Source organism: Paenibacillus sp. IHBB 10380, assembly GCF_000949425.1.
Taxonomy (GTDB): Bacteria; Bacillota; Bacilli; order Paenibacillales; family Paenibacillaceae; genus Paenibacillus_AQ.
In genome coordinates this window covers 3,085,721-3,099,530 of sequence record NZ_CP010976.1, presented here as the reverse complement: position 1 = coordinate 3,099,530, position 13,810 = coordinate 3,085,721, and the positions used below count along the sequence as shown (strand labels likewise).

At 41.0% G+C, this 13,810-nt stretch carries 15 protein-coding genes; 13 read left to right on the top strand and 2 right to left on the bottom strand.

Features of this window, described 5'->3' with window-relative positions; translation table 11 throughout:
• Positions 1-58: 58 nt before the first annotated feature.
• The gene (locus UB51_RS13720; RefSeq protein WP_044877776.1) at positions 59-688 is read right to left on the bottom strand and encodes a nucleoside/nucleotide kinase family protein; all 630 of its coding nucleotides are present in this window, start codon (positions 686-688) and stop codon (positions 59-61) included.
• A 224-nt stretch (positions 689-912) separates the two neighbouring features.
• Between UB51_RS13720 and UB51_RS27880 the strand changes: the two genes are divergently transcribed.
• The 13 genes from UB51_RS27880 (at position 913) to UB51_RS13660 (ending at position 12,813) form a co-directional block, all read left to right on the top strand.
• Positions 913-1,080: a YHYH domain-containing protein gene (locus tag UB51_RS27880; RefSeq protein ID WP_144407020.1), complete on the top strand. Its 168-nt coding sequence runs from the start codon at positions 913-915 to the stop codon at positions 1,078-1,080.
• 62 nt (positions 1,081-1,142) lie between these two features.
• Entirely contained in the window at positions 1,143-1,787 is a 645-nt protein-coding gene (locus tag UB51_RS13715) for an NUDIX hydrolase (protein WP_044877775.1), read from the top strand.
• Positions 1,788-2,018: 231 nt separating this feature from the next.
• Positions 2,019-3,026 (top strand): SPFH domain-containing protein, encoded by a 1,008-nt coding sequence (locus tag UB51_RS13710; protein ID WP_044877774.1) that lies wholly within the window; start codon positions 2,019-2,021, stop codon positions 3,024-3,026.
• Between the two features lie 2 nt (positions 3,027-3,028).
• The gene (locus tag UB51_RS13705) at positions 3,029-4,129 is read left to right on the top strand and encodes a TFIIB-type zinc ribbon-containing protein (protein ID WP_044877773.1); all 1,101 of its coding nucleotides are present in this window, start codon (positions 3,029-3,031) and stop codon (positions 4,127-4,129) included.
• A gap of 162 nt (positions 4,130-4,291) precedes the next feature.
• Positions 4,292-5,116, top strand: coding sequence for a Cof-type HAD-IIB family hydrolase (locus UB51_RS13700; protein WP_044880148.1), 825 nt, complete (start codon positions 4,292-4,294; stop codon positions 5,114-5,116).
• A gap of 67 nt (positions 5,117-5,183) precedes the next feature.
• Positions 5,184-5,642, top strand: coding sequence for a hypothetical protein (locus UB51_RS13695; RefSeq protein ID WP_044877772.1), 459 nt, complete (start codon positions 5,184-5,186; stop codon positions 5,640-5,642).
• A gap of 121 nt (positions 5,643-5,763) precedes the next feature.
• On the top strand, positions 5,764-6,210 hold the full coding sequence (locus UB51_RS13690) for a hypothetical protein (protein ID WP_044877771.1): 447 nt from the start codon (positions 5,764-5,766) through the stop codon (positions 6,208-6,210).
• Positions 6,211-6,372: 162 nt separating this feature from the next.
• On the top strand, positions 6,373-6,873 hold the full coding sequence (locus UB51_RS13685; RefSeq protein ID WP_052675924.1) for a Fur family transcriptional regulator: 501 nt from the start codon (positions 6,373-6,375) through the stop codon (positions 6,871-6,873).
• Positions 6,874-7,542: 669 nt separating this feature from the next.
• Positions 7,543-9,585 (top strand): serine hydrolase domain-containing protein, encoded by a 2,043-nt coding sequence (locus UB51_RS13680; protein ID WP_044880146.1) that lies wholly within the window; start codon positions 7,543-7,545, stop codon positions 9,583-9,585.
• A gap of 371 nt (positions 9,586-9,956) precedes the next feature.
• Positions 9,957-10,625 carry an L-serine ammonia-lyase, iron-sulfur-dependent subunit beta gene (gene sdaAB, locus UB51_RS13675; protein ID WP_044877770.1) on the top strand — a complete coding sequence of 223 codons (669 nt, stop codon included), beginning with the start codon at positions 9,957-9,959 and terminating at the stop codon, positions 10,623-10,625.
• Positions 10,626-10,629: 4 nt separating this feature from the next.
• Complete coding sequence (sdaAA, locus tag UB51_RS13670; RefSeq protein ID WP_044880145.1) at positions 10,630-11,547, top strand: L-serine ammonia-lyase, iron-sulfur-dependent, subunit alpha; 918 nt, start codon at positions 10,630-10,632, stop codon at positions 11,545-11,547.
• 124 nt (positions 11,548-11,671) lie between these two features.
• Positions 11,672-12,346 carry an HD domain-containing protein gene (locus tag UB51_RS13665; RefSeq protein WP_044877769.1) on the top strand — a complete coding sequence of 225 codons (675 nt, stop codon included), beginning with the start codon at positions 11,672-11,674 and terminating at the stop codon, positions 12,344-12,346.
• The gene (locus UB51_RS13660) at positions 12,343-12,813 is read left to right on the top strand and encodes a GNAT family N-acetyltransferase (RefSeq protein WP_052675923.1); all 471 of its coding nucleotides are present in this window, start codon (positions 12,343-12,345) and stop codon (positions 12,811-12,813) included. Before UB51_RS13665 ends, UB51_RS13660 begins: the two co-directional genes overlap by 4 nt.
• A gap of 356 nt (positions 12,814-13,169) precedes the next feature.
• Here the strand turns inward: UB51_RS13660 and UB51_RS13655 are convergent, their stop codons facing one another.
• The gene (locus UB51_RS13655; RefSeq protein WP_044877768.1) at positions 13,170-13,583 is read right to left on the bottom strand and encodes a hypothetical protein; all 414 of its coding nucleotides are present in this window, start codon (positions 13,581-13,583) and stop codon (positions 13,170-13,172) included.
• Positions 13,584-13,810 lie beyond the last annotated feature (227 nt).

The following is a 13,810-nucleotide window of genomic DNA, read 5'->3' as shown; positions in this document are numbered from 1 at the left end:
AGTTTTAAAAATAGACTGCCACTTGGCAGCCCTCACGGTATTGAACTATAGTTTCCAGTTAGTTTAAGGTCGCACGAAAGTGAAGCTCAATTAAAGTAGATATTTCTTCAATTGTTCTTTCATTGTTCACTTCTATAATAGTCATTCCTAAGGATTTTGCTTCATCTCTTATTTGGGCGTCAATCAACATATCCCTTTTAAGTAAATTTTCTTTTGCCAATAGCTCCATTTCTTTTGAAGTAAATAAGCCGCATAATTTATTTCTTTTGGCTGAAGAAGTCTTTTTGAATTCAATGGTTGAAACTAACCAAATTGCTTGTTGAGGATTTGAAATATAGGGTGACACGAGTTGAGGGGTTAGACCAAATCCTTCTGCAAGGGTTACCTTATGTATATCAAGAGTAGATAAATCCCGAATCACCAAGGGGAATCTACTTTTGAAAGATTGATTGGCTCGTTCTAGTAACAATTCTGGCGTAGTATTAACCCAACTGTTCTCTATGGATGAAGAATGTATAACACCAGCTACTGTTGAGTGCTTGGCTAATTCATCATGATGCTGATCTTCAAGTAAGTCATAGTCATAAAATTGTAGATCGTATTTCCGCAACAGATTTTTAGCAATTGTTGATTTACCTGAATCAGGAGAACCACCAATCCAAATAATATTCGAGTTCGAAGTTTTCATATACGCACCAATCCCCTTAATGATTTTTCTCTAAAAACCCATCTCTAATAATTCAATACAGTTTCACGGTATCCTGCCGTTAACTTGCTTAACAATCCGTCGTTTAGGAATTTTTAAGGAAGGGATAGAATCATCTAGGGCTATTCCCTGTATTTGGACTTTGTAATAGAATGAGACTGTAAGACGATAAAACCCTAAAGCATAGGGAGAACTAAGGGGATTGGATGAAAAAAATAATAGTAATTTTTATGGCTTTAATTCTTGTTGTGGCGACTTCTTCCTCCGTTTACGCACATTCAGGTAGATTAGATAAACAGGGAGGGCATAAATGTTCAGCTAAATCGAAGCAAAAGGGGCTGTGCACCGGCTACCACTACCATAAGAAAAGATAGACCATAATAAAAGGATACGACTCCAACATTGTAATTACATAATAGAAGAGTAGGAGATAGCCATGCTACAGGAAGAGTTCGATATTTACAATGAACAAATGATAAAGATAGGTATAGCAAGTAGACAACATGCACATGCTCAGGGGTTGTGGCATCAAACGTTTCATTGTTGGGTCGTTACAACATCTGCAGAAGGAGTTAGTTTACTCTTCCAGTTACGTCATCCAGACAAAGATACATTTCCTAATCTGTTGGATATTTCTTGTGCAGGACACCTCACGACAGGTGAATATCCCGAGGATGGACTGCGTGAATTACAAGAAGAATTGGGCATTGAAGCTACATTTAGCGAGCTCTACCCATGCGGCATTTTTAAGGAAGAGAATATTATAACAGAGAACCTTATAGACCGGGAGTTTTGTCATGTCTTTTTGTATAAAAGCAACCAAGCCCTAAGAGATTATAAGTTTCAGAGAAGCGAGATATCGGGACTCTTTTTCATTGAATTAGAGCATTTTAAGCAGCTTATCCATGGAGATAGAGAGTCTTTACTTGCACAAGGAAGCGTCATGAACGATGACATTGGAGAGGTGATTCACGATAGTAGAAGAGTGAGCCGAACTGATTTCGTGCCTCACCATCAGGCATATTATGATTTGATATTTAGTAAGATTGAGAGCTTAATCTCCAATTTCGACGGATTGTGATGTTATCTCTAAGCATAAAAATATTTTGTGAGTAATGATCTTGGAACCTTTTGTCTATGGTATGACAATTCATGTGCTCTATTTATGTTCTGCAACTTATTAATGCATAGAATCGTATTACAAAATACCGGAGGTAGGTAGTGACATGTACCGCGGTAATCCAACTTCACTATAAATAATGAATGACGAACAGTTTTATACAAATATAACTAACATCACGGAGGTTGAACAATGGGACTATTTTCTTTCTTAAAGGGTCAATTTATCGAGGTCATCGAATGGACGGATAGCAACGGTTCGATGGTTTATCGCTTTCCCGTTTATGATAATGCCATCAAGATGGGAGCTAAACTGGTCGTTCGCGAATCGCAAGCGGCGATATTCGTTAATGAGGGACAAATCGCTGACGTATATGGTCCAGGAACTTATACATTAAGTACGCAAAACATGCCGTTACTGACGGCTTTGAAATCTTGGCCGTACGCCTTTAATTCTCCTTTTAAAGCAGATGTGTACTTTGTCAGCACCGCTAATTTCACCAATTTAAAATGGGGAACGACTAACCCGGTTATTATGCGCGATTCCGAGTTTGGCATGGTTCGGCTAAGGGGCTTCGGAACCTACTCGATACGGGTAGGGGAATCCGCTGTATTCCTTAAGGAATTATTTGGGACGAGTAGTAATTTTACAACAGAACAAATCTCAGGTCATTTAAAATCAATTATCACAACTAGTATCAGTGACCTAATCAGTGAATCTCATATCCCGGTCATGGATCTGTCCTCGTCTTACGAGGAATTAAGTTCAAGTGCGATGGAACGTTTACAGCCTCATTTGCAGTCTATGGGACTTATCCTGTCGTCATTAATGATCGAGAATCTGTCGTTGCCGCAGGAAGTTGAGCAGATGATAGATCGCAAATCATCGATGAACATCGCTGGTAATATTGATCACTATATGAAGTATCAGACTGCGGAAGCTATTCGCGAGGCAGCTAACAATCCCGAGTCAGGAGCGGCAGGTGCGGGTGCAGGTCTCGGAGCTGGAATGGCGATGGGGCAGATGATGAGCCAAATGATGAACCGATCTACCGAACCTGGGTCAGAGGGTAGTGTAGACAGCCGGAACGAGGGAGGTACACGTTCAAGCGTAGGAAAGAAATTCTGTACAGAGTGTGGCGAGTCATTGGAGGCAAGTGCGAAGTTCTGCTCTGGCTGCGGCACAAAGTGTAGGGGATGACGATGGAGGATATAGCGCAAAGGTCTCCACTCACTTTCCCTTGCTCTGGCTGCGGGGGGCCCATGCTCTTTGATTCTGAAGTACAGAATTTGAAATGCCAATACTGTGGTAATGAGCAAGAAATTGAAGATTCGATGGAAATTCCAACTGAGCACGATCTCGATCTATCAGACATAGATGATGACATGGGACAGACGGATTGGGGGTTCCAGCAGCAGACGATCCACTGCGAAAACTGTGGAGGGGAAGGTCTTATTCCTAAACTTGAGACGGCGACTTTATGTGTCTTTTGCGGTTCGCCAAAGGTGCTTGTGCAGGAGGATACAACCAGTATTCGACCAGAGACAATCATTCCGTTCCGGATGTCCTTGGATAAGGCATTGACTTCCTTTAAATCGTGGAAAAAAAAGCGTTGGTTTGTTCCTAATGCTTTAAAGAAGGAGGAGCTCGTGTCTCGTCTAACGGGTATCTATATCCCCTACTGGACCTTTGATTCGATGACGTCATCATCTTATAGTGCGGAAAGAGGGGATTATCACTATCGTAATGAAACGAGAACTCGAGTCGTCGATGGGAAAACAGAAACCTACACGGAGCGGGTCAGGTATACAGTGTGGCATTCGGTAGATGGACATTATAAGGACGTGTTCGACGATATTCTGATTCTTGCGTCCAAAAGATATGACAAAGCGTTGCTTAAGAAAATTGGCGGTTTCGATCTGAATCAGCTGAAAGAATATAAACCGGAATATTTGAGTGGTTTCATTGCGGAGAGATATTCGGTCACTCGTCAGGAAGGGTGGCAGATAGCAAGCGAGAAGATCGATAATTCGCTTCATGGGAGCATTACTGGAGCAATTGGAGGGGATGAAGTTAGGAGACTTAGAGTCCGAACAAATTATTACGATCGTACATACAAACACCTATTGGTCCCTATATGGAACGCAAATTATATTTACCGTGGAAAAACTTACCACTACATGGTGAATGGACAGACAGGGCTAGTATCAGGTGAAGTTCCACGTAGCCCGTGGAAGATCACATTGTTCGTGTTGTTCTGGGTGATTGTATTAGCGGTACCACTCTATTTTTCCACACGATGAATAGTTGATTCATTATTCTTAAACCCTTCGAAGTACGGATGTCTTTTTTCCCTTCTGAGTGAATTAGTGATATCATTTGATGATATAAGGGAACCCATAGAGGGTATCCTTGCACTTAGCGAATTGCACTCATACTAGATATATTTGAAGGGACGTATAATGATGAACTATAAAATGATCGTACTTGATTTAGATGATACGTTACTGCGGGATGATCTTACAATCTCATCACGAACCAAGCAAGCATTAATGGACGCGCAAGAGGCAGGGGTTAAAGTTGTCCTCGCATCAGGTCGTCCCACTTTTGCAATGACGCATATTGCTAAGGAATTGGAGCTTGAGAAATATGGAAGTTTTATTCTATCTTTTAATGGGGCCAAAATTACAAACTGTGCAACCAATGAACAATTGTTCAGCAGCACACTATCACCCGCAACGGTACATGAGCTATACAATATTAGTAGACAAGAAGAAGTAGGGATCCACACTTATGTCGGGGATGATATCGTAACGCCAGCAAATAATGAGTATACCGATATCGAAGGTGAAATTACGGGAATGCCCATTGTAGAAGCAGAACATTTTGCTGAAGCGATCCAAGAGCCAGTTGTAAAGGTGATAATGGTAGCAGCAGCTGAAAAACTAGTTGACTTAGAAAAAAAACTGCAACAACAACTCCAAGGTAAATTAAATGTAGTACGTTCTAAGCCATTTTTCTTAGAATTTACGGAAGCTGGCGTAGACAAAGGAACAAGCTTACATCATCTTATTCAGAAACTAGATATTGAGCAGGGAGAGGTTATTGCTATGGGAGATAGCTACAATGACCTTGCCATGATTAAATTTGCCGGACTTGGTGTGGCCATGGGAAATGCGCCTGATGATATTAAAGAAATCGCTAACTATGTAACAGATACGAATATGGAAGATGGCGTGGCGAAAGTAGTTGAAACGTTTATTTTAAATACAATTGTACAAACCAAATAAACTCTTATGATGAGGTTAGCCTGCTGGGTGGGTTAACCTTATTTTTCTGAAAAGATTGGAGGAAATTATGAACGCACCTCAGTATGAAATTAAAAATCCTCAATCCGCAAGGACATTGATATCCATATGCTTCTCAATGAGTTTATTTTTATTTCTTTTACTACATAATACCGCTGATAAACATCTGATATTATATTCCGTTGAAGTCTTATTTTTAGTTTTTTGTTTTGTTACGATCGTAATCATAATAATGAGAATGTTTAAAAAGCCGTCTAAGTTACAATTTGCTTCGGAATGTTTAATTGTAAAAGGCACAACATTAGAAGCTACAGCTATAAAATCAATCCTAATCCAAGGATATTTCAAGCCTGTTATTGGGATCAAGCCATCTGGTAAGTTACTAGTTCCAATGCGCTTATGTTTTAGATTTAATGAGAATGAGGATAAAGCGATACTTGAATTAAAGCAGTGGGCAGAAAGAAATCAGGTGAAGATTTATAATAAGAGCTTTATTAGATGGATGTAGAAGCGAGGAGATGCTTGAATTAGGGGCACAACAATACTGATGATAATGAATGATATGAATACTTATGAATGTATTCAAAGGATCTTTAATTACATAACTTTAATTCAAAAAAGTAGAGGAAGTGATTCTAATATTACCCTATATAGTACTCATTGTAACGGTTATACTGTCATTATTTATTGTGTATAAAAGCTACATTTCAAAGAAAAAAGCTGGAGATATTTTATTCAAAGGGAATGCTAAATTTAAAAAGGGCCTTGTCTGGACGACTACAGGTTTGTGTTTAGTATATTTCTTTCTTGAAGTAGGATGGTTTAGATATGTCATACTTTTATTCATTGCTCTGTTACCTGTCTTGACTGATAAATTTTATGTCGGCAAACATGGAATTAAGATAGGGTTAATATTTATTCCTAAAGAGGATGTTTCTCATTATTCTCAGGTTGAGGATAGTAACGAGATCCATATGTATGTAAAAGGCATCGATGATAAGTTGGTATTGAGTCCTGAACTAGGCTATAGGAGCAAGAGGTTAAAGGAAATTATGGATACATACTTGGAATCCTAGTCATGCATGGATTTATATTATGTTAGATAACAAGAGCAGAAATGAGTACATTCGCTTACGATTTTAGAGAGTAATCCATTAACCTATCGAAATATATATGGCTCATTTGTAGAATATAACCCCAAAATCAGTGTATAATTACAGTCTAAGGGGACGATAACGATGATGTCGGAGCAAATTCATATAATTAAGCGAAAAATGTTCGATCAGGGTTATAAGCTAACACCACAACGGGCGGCGATCATTCGTGTTCTACTGGATCATTCAGATATTCCAATAAGCGCTGAAGATATTTTTATGGTATTCAAAGGCAAGTTACATAAGATGGGGCTCGCGACGGTATATAGAACATTAGAGCTTTTTTGTGAAATGAATATTATACACAAAGTGAATGTTGAAGCGGGGATGGCTCGTTACACGATGAGCAATATCCAGAATGATTCGTATAGTCATGAACAATTGATTTGTACTGCATGTGGGAGGAAGAAAAAAGTGAAGGTAGATTGGGTGAAACCATTAGAAAAGAGGATTGAGAGTGAGCTAGGATTCACCATTACAGATTATCAACTCGATATTATGGGGCTTTTTACTACTTGCTCAGGCAAAGGATGTATCAAGAAAAAAGTGTCTACACCTTCGAGACTAAGCGTTCCATCATTGTGATGGCAAATCTCATGGTGTGAGAGAATGAAGAAAAGTACAATGATCTAGATATTGGAAATTTTAACTTCACATGATCGAGGAACTAGTAATAACAATGGTGAGTAAAAGCATAGAATATGACAAGCAGTCGATCCGAGTTTATCCGGATTGAGCTGCTTTTTTATTGTTTATATGTGTCCGAGATTAGCAATGAATAGGAGATGGAAAGATGATTGATATTGTCAGAGACTAATATGATACATGACTTATATAGTTCAAGAGATTAATCGGTCATTGTGAGAATCTCTGCTTGAATAGAGCGGCCACAAAGTCACTGTCACCTTGCCAATCACAACGCCGACATGTAATTAGATTCATATTGTATCATTCGGTTTGTCTAAACGCTGTCCCCGTATTCTTCATGTTACGGCATCATGTGCAAGCTTCCTTGCCCTTGCATGTGACGTCGTAGCATTTTTTTTTCTTGTTCATACTCCGTTCATATTGTCGTCACAGGGAGTACATCTTCGTCGTATAAGCTTTCCTTAACGGCTCGTTAAGGCATCCGGAATAAACCGATGAGGACAGGAGAAGATACGAGTGGAACAAAGAGAGATAAGGAAAAGGAGGGTAGGCACGAGTACAGGTAGAAAACGAGCTTCAATTGTCGTTCTAACCCTCGTGCTAACGATGCTTGCTCCAATGTCTGCAATGGCCGCAACGGCTACCAATAACAGCAATAAACTTACTTTTGATGCGACTAAGAAAATAGCTACTGAGAAAGCCAAGCTGCTAACAGAAACTTACGGCACTACAAGTCTGCAATATGCACTCATCGATGATGGAGAGATTGTCATCTCAGGGCATGCTGGCAAAAACGACACAAAGGACAATATACCTCTTACTTCAAATACGATATATGGCATAGGTTCAACGAGCAAAATGGTGCTCACGGCGGCTGTTATGAAGCTTGTAGACGAGGGCAAGGTAGATTTGGATTTGCCCGTTGTGAAATATATACCTGATTTTAAGATGAAAGACAACCGTTACAAACAGATTACACCACGCATGCTACTGAATCATTCCTCCGGTCTTCTTGGAACCTCGGGCAGTAATGTATTCTTGTATGAGGATAATGATACTTATGCACACGATACTTTGTTAGAGCAATTGGCGACTCAAAACTTAAAGGCAGATCCAGGAGCGTTCTCGGTATATTGTAACGATGGTTTTACGCTAGCTGAGATTCTGGTAGAGAGAGTTAGCGGTATGGGCTTTACAGCATTTATACACAAGTATTTGACAGAGCCTCTGGAAATGAACCATACGAGAACACCGCAGGATGTTGTGGATCCAGCGAAACTGGCCGCGATCTATTCCCCTGCTTATAAGGGACAACTCCCAAGAGAGACTACTAACATCATTGCAACTGGCGGCATTTCCTCAACAGCTGAAGATCTCGTTAAATTCTCACAAATCTTCACGGGACAGGTCGATGATATTCTTTCTAGTAAATCGGTAGAAGCTATGGCACAAGAAGAGTATAAAAGAGGCATGTGGCCGGAGGAAGCTGATCCGTCCTTCATCGCATACGGGCTAGGCTGGGATAGTGTGCGCTTGTTCCCATTCAACGAATACGGCATCAAGGCACTTACGAAAGGTGGAGATACGATGTCCTATCATTCATCGTTAGTCGTGCTCCCAGAACACAACATGGCTGCGGCTGTACTCTCTTCAGGTGGTGATAGCGCAACAGATCAATTGATAGCAAATGAACTGCTGCTTAGCGCGCTGCAAGAGAAGGGTGTTATTAAAGAACGGAAGCCGGAGAAGTTGCATGGCATGCCTATAAAGGCAGATATGCCGCAGGAAGTATCCCGGTATGCGGGTATTTATGGTGGTGGTTCAGGTAAGTTCATGAAGGTAGAAATGAATCCAGTGGGCGAATTGTCTGTATCCACGGTTACCGCTCCGAACAATCCTGTCCAAAAGTATACGTATACGGCAGATGGTTCTTTTGTGAACGATGCAGGCACAGAAAAGATAAAATTCGTTGTTGAGAAAAATGGGCGCACCTACTTATGGTCCAGCTTATATATAACCCTACCGGGGTTTCCACAAATGGCTGTCACAGGGTATAACGCTGAGAAGCTCGAAGCTAATGTATTATCCAAAGACGTAGCTGCCGCATGGAAGAAACGTGAAGGTAAAAAATATTACTTGGTGAGTGAGAAATATACATCGATGCTCTACCTCAAATCTTTATCAATTATATCCATTGATACCGTTAAAGAAGTTCCAGGATATATGTTAAGTAGTAAGATTATTGGAGCAAACAAAGCAGTTAACCAACTGCAAATCCCTAGCATGGCTGGTCGAGATACGATGGAAATCAATTTCTTTAAGAAGAATGGATTAGAGTATGTTACGGCAGCAGGTAGCGTATACGCTAGTGAGGAGCTTGTAAAACCGCTCTACTCTAGTAAAGGATCTTCGACAACGATCGAAGCTGACGGCTATGCCAAATGGTTTTCAGTGCCAGCGGCTGCCAAAGGAAAGGTCATGACGGTTAAGATGCCTTCGAATGGCTCCTTTGCTGTATATGATCAAGCAGGTATTTGTATTAACCACACCGTGGTCAGCGGTAAGAATCAGGTCTTATTATCGGAGAACGGTAGGATCGTATTTGCAGGAGAAGTTGGCTCCAAATTTGAAATTTCATTAAAAAAATAAATACGGGCTTGTCTAAGAGGCTGTCCCTAAGGTCATTACTGATCTTATGGGACAGCACTTTTTTTTGTGCGGCCATAAAGAGTAACATCAAGATGATGGATCAAAGATTGAACGAACAATGAAAGCAACCTTACCCACGGCGAAATGGTTCGCGGTCTCTTCCACACTCGTTGCCAGGTTCGCACAATAAACCGCAAGGGATTACAGCGGAAGCTTACATATACGAATTACCGCAATATGGGAATTATATAGAACATTTACTTATCGTAGCCAAAAAAATAAGGTGACACAGTATTGTTAGGTCGCGCTATGTAGGGTAAAGATGTTATTATTAATGATTGAGAGGTTGATGTATTTAGGGGGTGTAGGTCATACGTTTTAAAGATGTATTTTCAATAATAGGACCCGCAATGATTGGTCCTTCGAGTTCTCATACAGCAGGTGCTGTAAGATTGGGGAGAATGGCTAGGGCTGTACTTGAGGCTACCCCGGATCGTGCAGAAATAGTATTCTACGGATCGTTTGCTGACACGTATAAAGGTCACGGAACAGATTTAGCGACTACTGCAGGCTTGCTTGGTTATGAAACAGATGATCCACGAATTCCCCATGCCATTGAGCATGCAGAAGCAGGTGGAATGTCGCTTACTCTTTCCATAGGCAGAGAAGCGGCGGTGCATCCTAACACGGTAGAATTTCGAATTGGATATGGTGAGCGTGAAGTACATCTTCGTGGAATTTCTGTAGGTGGGGGCAATATTAAGGTAGAGAGCGTCAATGGATTTGACGTTGCCTTCAGCGGTGCATATCCGACATTGTTAGTATATCATGCTGACCGTGAAGGCATTATTGCTGAAATGACAACACTTCTTACAGATTATGATGTGAACATTGGTTGGATGAAGTTGGATCGCAAGAGCAGGCGGGAAGAAGCACTGACGGTTTTTGAATCAGACAGTGGCTATTCGCCAGCACTTTTGGCTCAAATAAGGTTAATCCCCGAAGTACGAAGAGTAACCGTGATTGACAGAACGGAGTGAACAGATGAGGTTTGAGACATTAAAGCAACTTGCGTCCCTATGTAATAATGAAGAACGAACCATTGGACAAATGATGATGAAAGAGCAGAGCGCTGAATCAGGTCAGGATCCAGAAGATGAGTGGAAAGCAATGAGTCGCTATTATGAGATTATGAAAGAGGCGGTCCATAAAGGATTGACAGAATCCACGCTTTCTCGCAGTGGACTTACGGGTATGGATGCTCAGAGAATGGCTAGTTATCGGAATGGGAAAGATGGAAGTCTACTGGGGGAGGAATCCTCACGAGCGATGACCTATGCGCTTTCTGTCTCTGAAGTGAATGCTTCAATGGGCCGTATTATTGCAACACCAACGGCGGGTTCATGTGGTATTATTCCGGGGACATTTGTCAGTGTTCAAGAGAGATTCGGCTATAGCGATGACCGGATGGTAGAAGCGTTATTCTGCGCCGGAGCCATTGGTTTCGTTATTGCGAATAATTCTTTTATCTCGGGTGCTGAAGGGGGTTGTCAGGCTGAGGTTGGATCTGCCATTGGGATGGCTGCTGGAGCATTGACGGAGTTGCAGGGAGGTACGCCGGATCAAGCAATTCATGCGGTGGGGTTAGCCCTTAAGAATACACTTGGACTTATTTGTGATCCCGTCGCGGGACTCGTGGAAATTCCGTGTATTGTCCGTAATGGTTTCGGCGCTGTAACGGCATTAGCAGCAGCGGATATGGCACTTGCAGGGGTGCGCAGTGTTATTCCATCAGATGAGGTTATACAGGTCATGCTTGAGGTAGGTGGAGCTATGCCAGATAAGCACCGAGAGACGGCTAAGGGTGGCCTAGCTACAACACCTACAGGAAAACAGTTGATGAAAGATCTCTATGGTTCAACCTCCGAAGAAGCTAATAATGAGGAATCAGAAGCTACTTAAATTAGACAAAACATGTTATTCCTTATCAAAGGAGCAGGAACGAGGAAATATAAAATTTGGGTTTGGAAGACGATTCCACAATTTTACGTAGCGTAAAGGCTGGAATTGTACCGGAGGATTATACATGAATTCACACATAGATATTATTGAACGTGCGGAAAAGTTTGTTAAAGAACAACTGCAAAATGACCCTAGTGGTCACGATTGGTGGCATATACATCGTGTAAGAGTGATGGCATTAAGAATGGCTAAGAAGGAAGGAGGCAATGAATTTATATGTGAACTTGCCTCATTATTGCATGACGTAGCTGATGAGAAGCTTAATCTATCAAAAGAAGCAGGAATGAACAAGGTGATGGATTGGCTTAATGAGTATGTAACGGACATTGAGATCAGGGAGCAAGTTCTACTCATTATTTCCACAATGTCTTATAATGGAGGTCATAATCCCCCCATGAATACAATCGAAGGGCAGATTGTACAAGATGCAGATCGATTGGATGCCTTGGGAGCTATTGGTATCGCACGTACGTTTGCTTATGGAGGATCGAAGGGACGACTCATGCACATTCCTGAAAGCACGCCCAGGGGTGTCATGTCACAAGAGGAGTATAGGAGTAGCGAGGGTACAGCAATTCATCATTTTTATGAGAAATTATTTAAGTTGAAGGACTTAATGAATACAGAGTATGGCAAATTAATAGCAAGGCAGAGGCATGAATATATGAAGGAATATGTGGAGCAGTTTTATGCTGAATGGGATGCTAAAGACGATGCTTGGAATGGAGAACAACAATGATACGTTCATATCATAGTGGAGAGATTGATTATGTTATTGAAGCACATATTAGAATTTTCGGTGAGGAATATAAGTACGATCATTCATTTGGGATTTTTATTAGCGATACTTTAAATGAATTTGAGAAGAGATGTGACCCCAAACAAGAACATTTATGGATATTGGAAGTATCGGGATCACCCGCAGGGTCTATTGGTATTGTTAAGGTGGATAAGGATATTGCGCAATTAAGGTGGTTTCTAGTAGAACCCTCTACAAGAAAGGGTGGGTATGGTAAGCAGTTAATACAGAAGGCTATCGATTTCAGTATCGAGCACGGCTATTCAACCATTATATTATGGACGAATAGTAGCTTAGTAGGAGCCAGAAGGTTATATGATTCATGCGGTTTTAAACTATCTGAGACTAGAACGCAGATTCTATCTGGGCAAGAGCTTGTGGAAGAGAAATGGGAGTTGAAAATATGATTGAGATAAAAGAAGTAACTATAATGGAGCCCTTATTATAAGAATTATCAAATCTACTCATTAGTATGGTTGAGGATGGAGCATCCATCGGATCTTACCTCCATTAAGTGAGAAGGATGCTTATAGGGTGCTCTCCCTCAGGGCAGGTTTTAAAGTAAACAGATTTCATGTCGAATACTATACATCGGGAGTGCTCCTTTCAATCTCGGTGTTTTGTGTGGTAACTTTACACTTCGAGATTTGGGGAAGCACTCCTTTTTTTACTATCCTAAAAGCTCAGTCAGAGTAAGTATTGGAATTATGAAATTTATTCAAATTTAAGACTTCGCCCGAACTGGGGCATTAAGGAAGCAGTATTAATTAACTACAAGGAGTGTATTGGTATCAGAGGCCCAGCCTAGATACGTATTGCCGCTGTAATGGTAAGTTTCAACGCCAACGAGCAGTGATTTTCCTTTCGGAATTGAGGCTTGAACGCTAGCTGGGATAGAGTACCAAGCATTTGATAAACCAGCATTCGTATAGATGGGACCTGAGTTCCAAGAGAAGGTGCCATCGTACGAGCCAATAAAGAGTTGAGCAGCTTTAGCATCCGAGCGTTGAGTCCAATAGATAGCGCCTGGAGGACCTCCTACGTAACCCTCATTAGGATAACTAACAGTGGTTCCCCCAACGTCGCTGATCGCGTATACTGGAACCGAAGCACTTACAACCAGCACCAAGAACAATAGAAAAGCAGACAGTATTCGCTTGTTAATAATAGCTTTCATAGAAAACCTCCTAGTCATTTTTACTTTTTATGTAGCAGTAACGTTGGCCAACATTTATCACTACCTACTCCAAATTATGCATGAGGCGCTAACGATATCACATAATTTATATGTTATTACATATTTTAACAATCATGATGCAACCGTGGTAGCATCAATAAAATCCTCTTGAAACGCTGTTGAACTAGACTTCTTGGGGTTGCCGGAACACTCGGGCTGGCTTTAAG

Bases quoted from the DNA above. Each gene is read 5' to 3' on its own strand.
- UB51_RS13720 (WP_044877776.1), bottom strand. From the start codon at position 688: ATGAAAACTTCGAACTCGAATATTATTTGGATTGGTGGTTCTCCTGAT.
- UB51_RS27880 (WP_144407020.1), top strand. From the start codon at position 913: ATGAAAAAAATAATAGTAATTTTTATGGCTTTAATTCTTGTTGTGGCG.
- UB51_RS13715 (WP_044877775.1), top strand. From the start codon at position 1,143: ATGCTACAGGAAGAGTTCGATATTTACAATGAACAAATGATAAAGATA.
- UB51_RS13710 (WP_044877774.1), top strand. From the start codon at position 2,019: ATGGGACTATTTTCTTTCTTAAAGGGTCAATTTATCGAGGTCATCGAA.
- UB51_RS13705 (WP_044877773.1), top strand. From the start codon at position 3,029: ATGGAGGATATAGCGCAAAGGTCTCCACTCACTTTCCCTTGCTCTGGC.
- UB51_RS13700 (WP_044880148.1), top strand. From the start codon at position 4,292: ATGAACTATAAAATGATCGTACTTGATTTAGATGATACGTTACTGCGG.
- UB51_RS13695 (WP_044877772.1), top strand. From the start codon at position 5,184: ATGAACGCACCTCAGTATGAAATTAAAAATCCTCAATCCGCAAGGACA.
- UB51_RS13685 (WP_052675924.1), top strand. From the start codon at position 6,373: ATGATGTCGGAGCAAATTCATATAATTAAGCGAAAAATGTTCGATCAG.
- UB51_RS13680 (WP_044880146.1), top strand. From the start codon at position 7,543: ATGCTTGCTCCAATGTCTGCAATGGCCGCAACGGCTACCAATAACAGC.
- sdaAA (WP_044880145.1), top strand. From the start codon at position 10,630: ATGAGGTTTGAGACATTAAAGCAACTTGCGTCCCTATGTAATAATGAA.
- UB51_RS13665 (WP_044877769.1), top strand. From the start codon at position 11,672: ATGAATTCACACATAGATATTATTGAACGTGCGGAAAAGTTTGTTAAA.
- UB51_RS13660 (WP_052675923.1), top strand. From the start codon at position 12,343: ATGATACGTTCATATCATAGTGGAGAGATTGATTATGTTATTGAAGCA.
- UB51_RS13655 (WP_044877768.1), bottom strand. From the start codon at position 13,583: ATGAAAGCTATTATTAACAAGCGAATACTGTCTGCTTTTCTATTGTTC.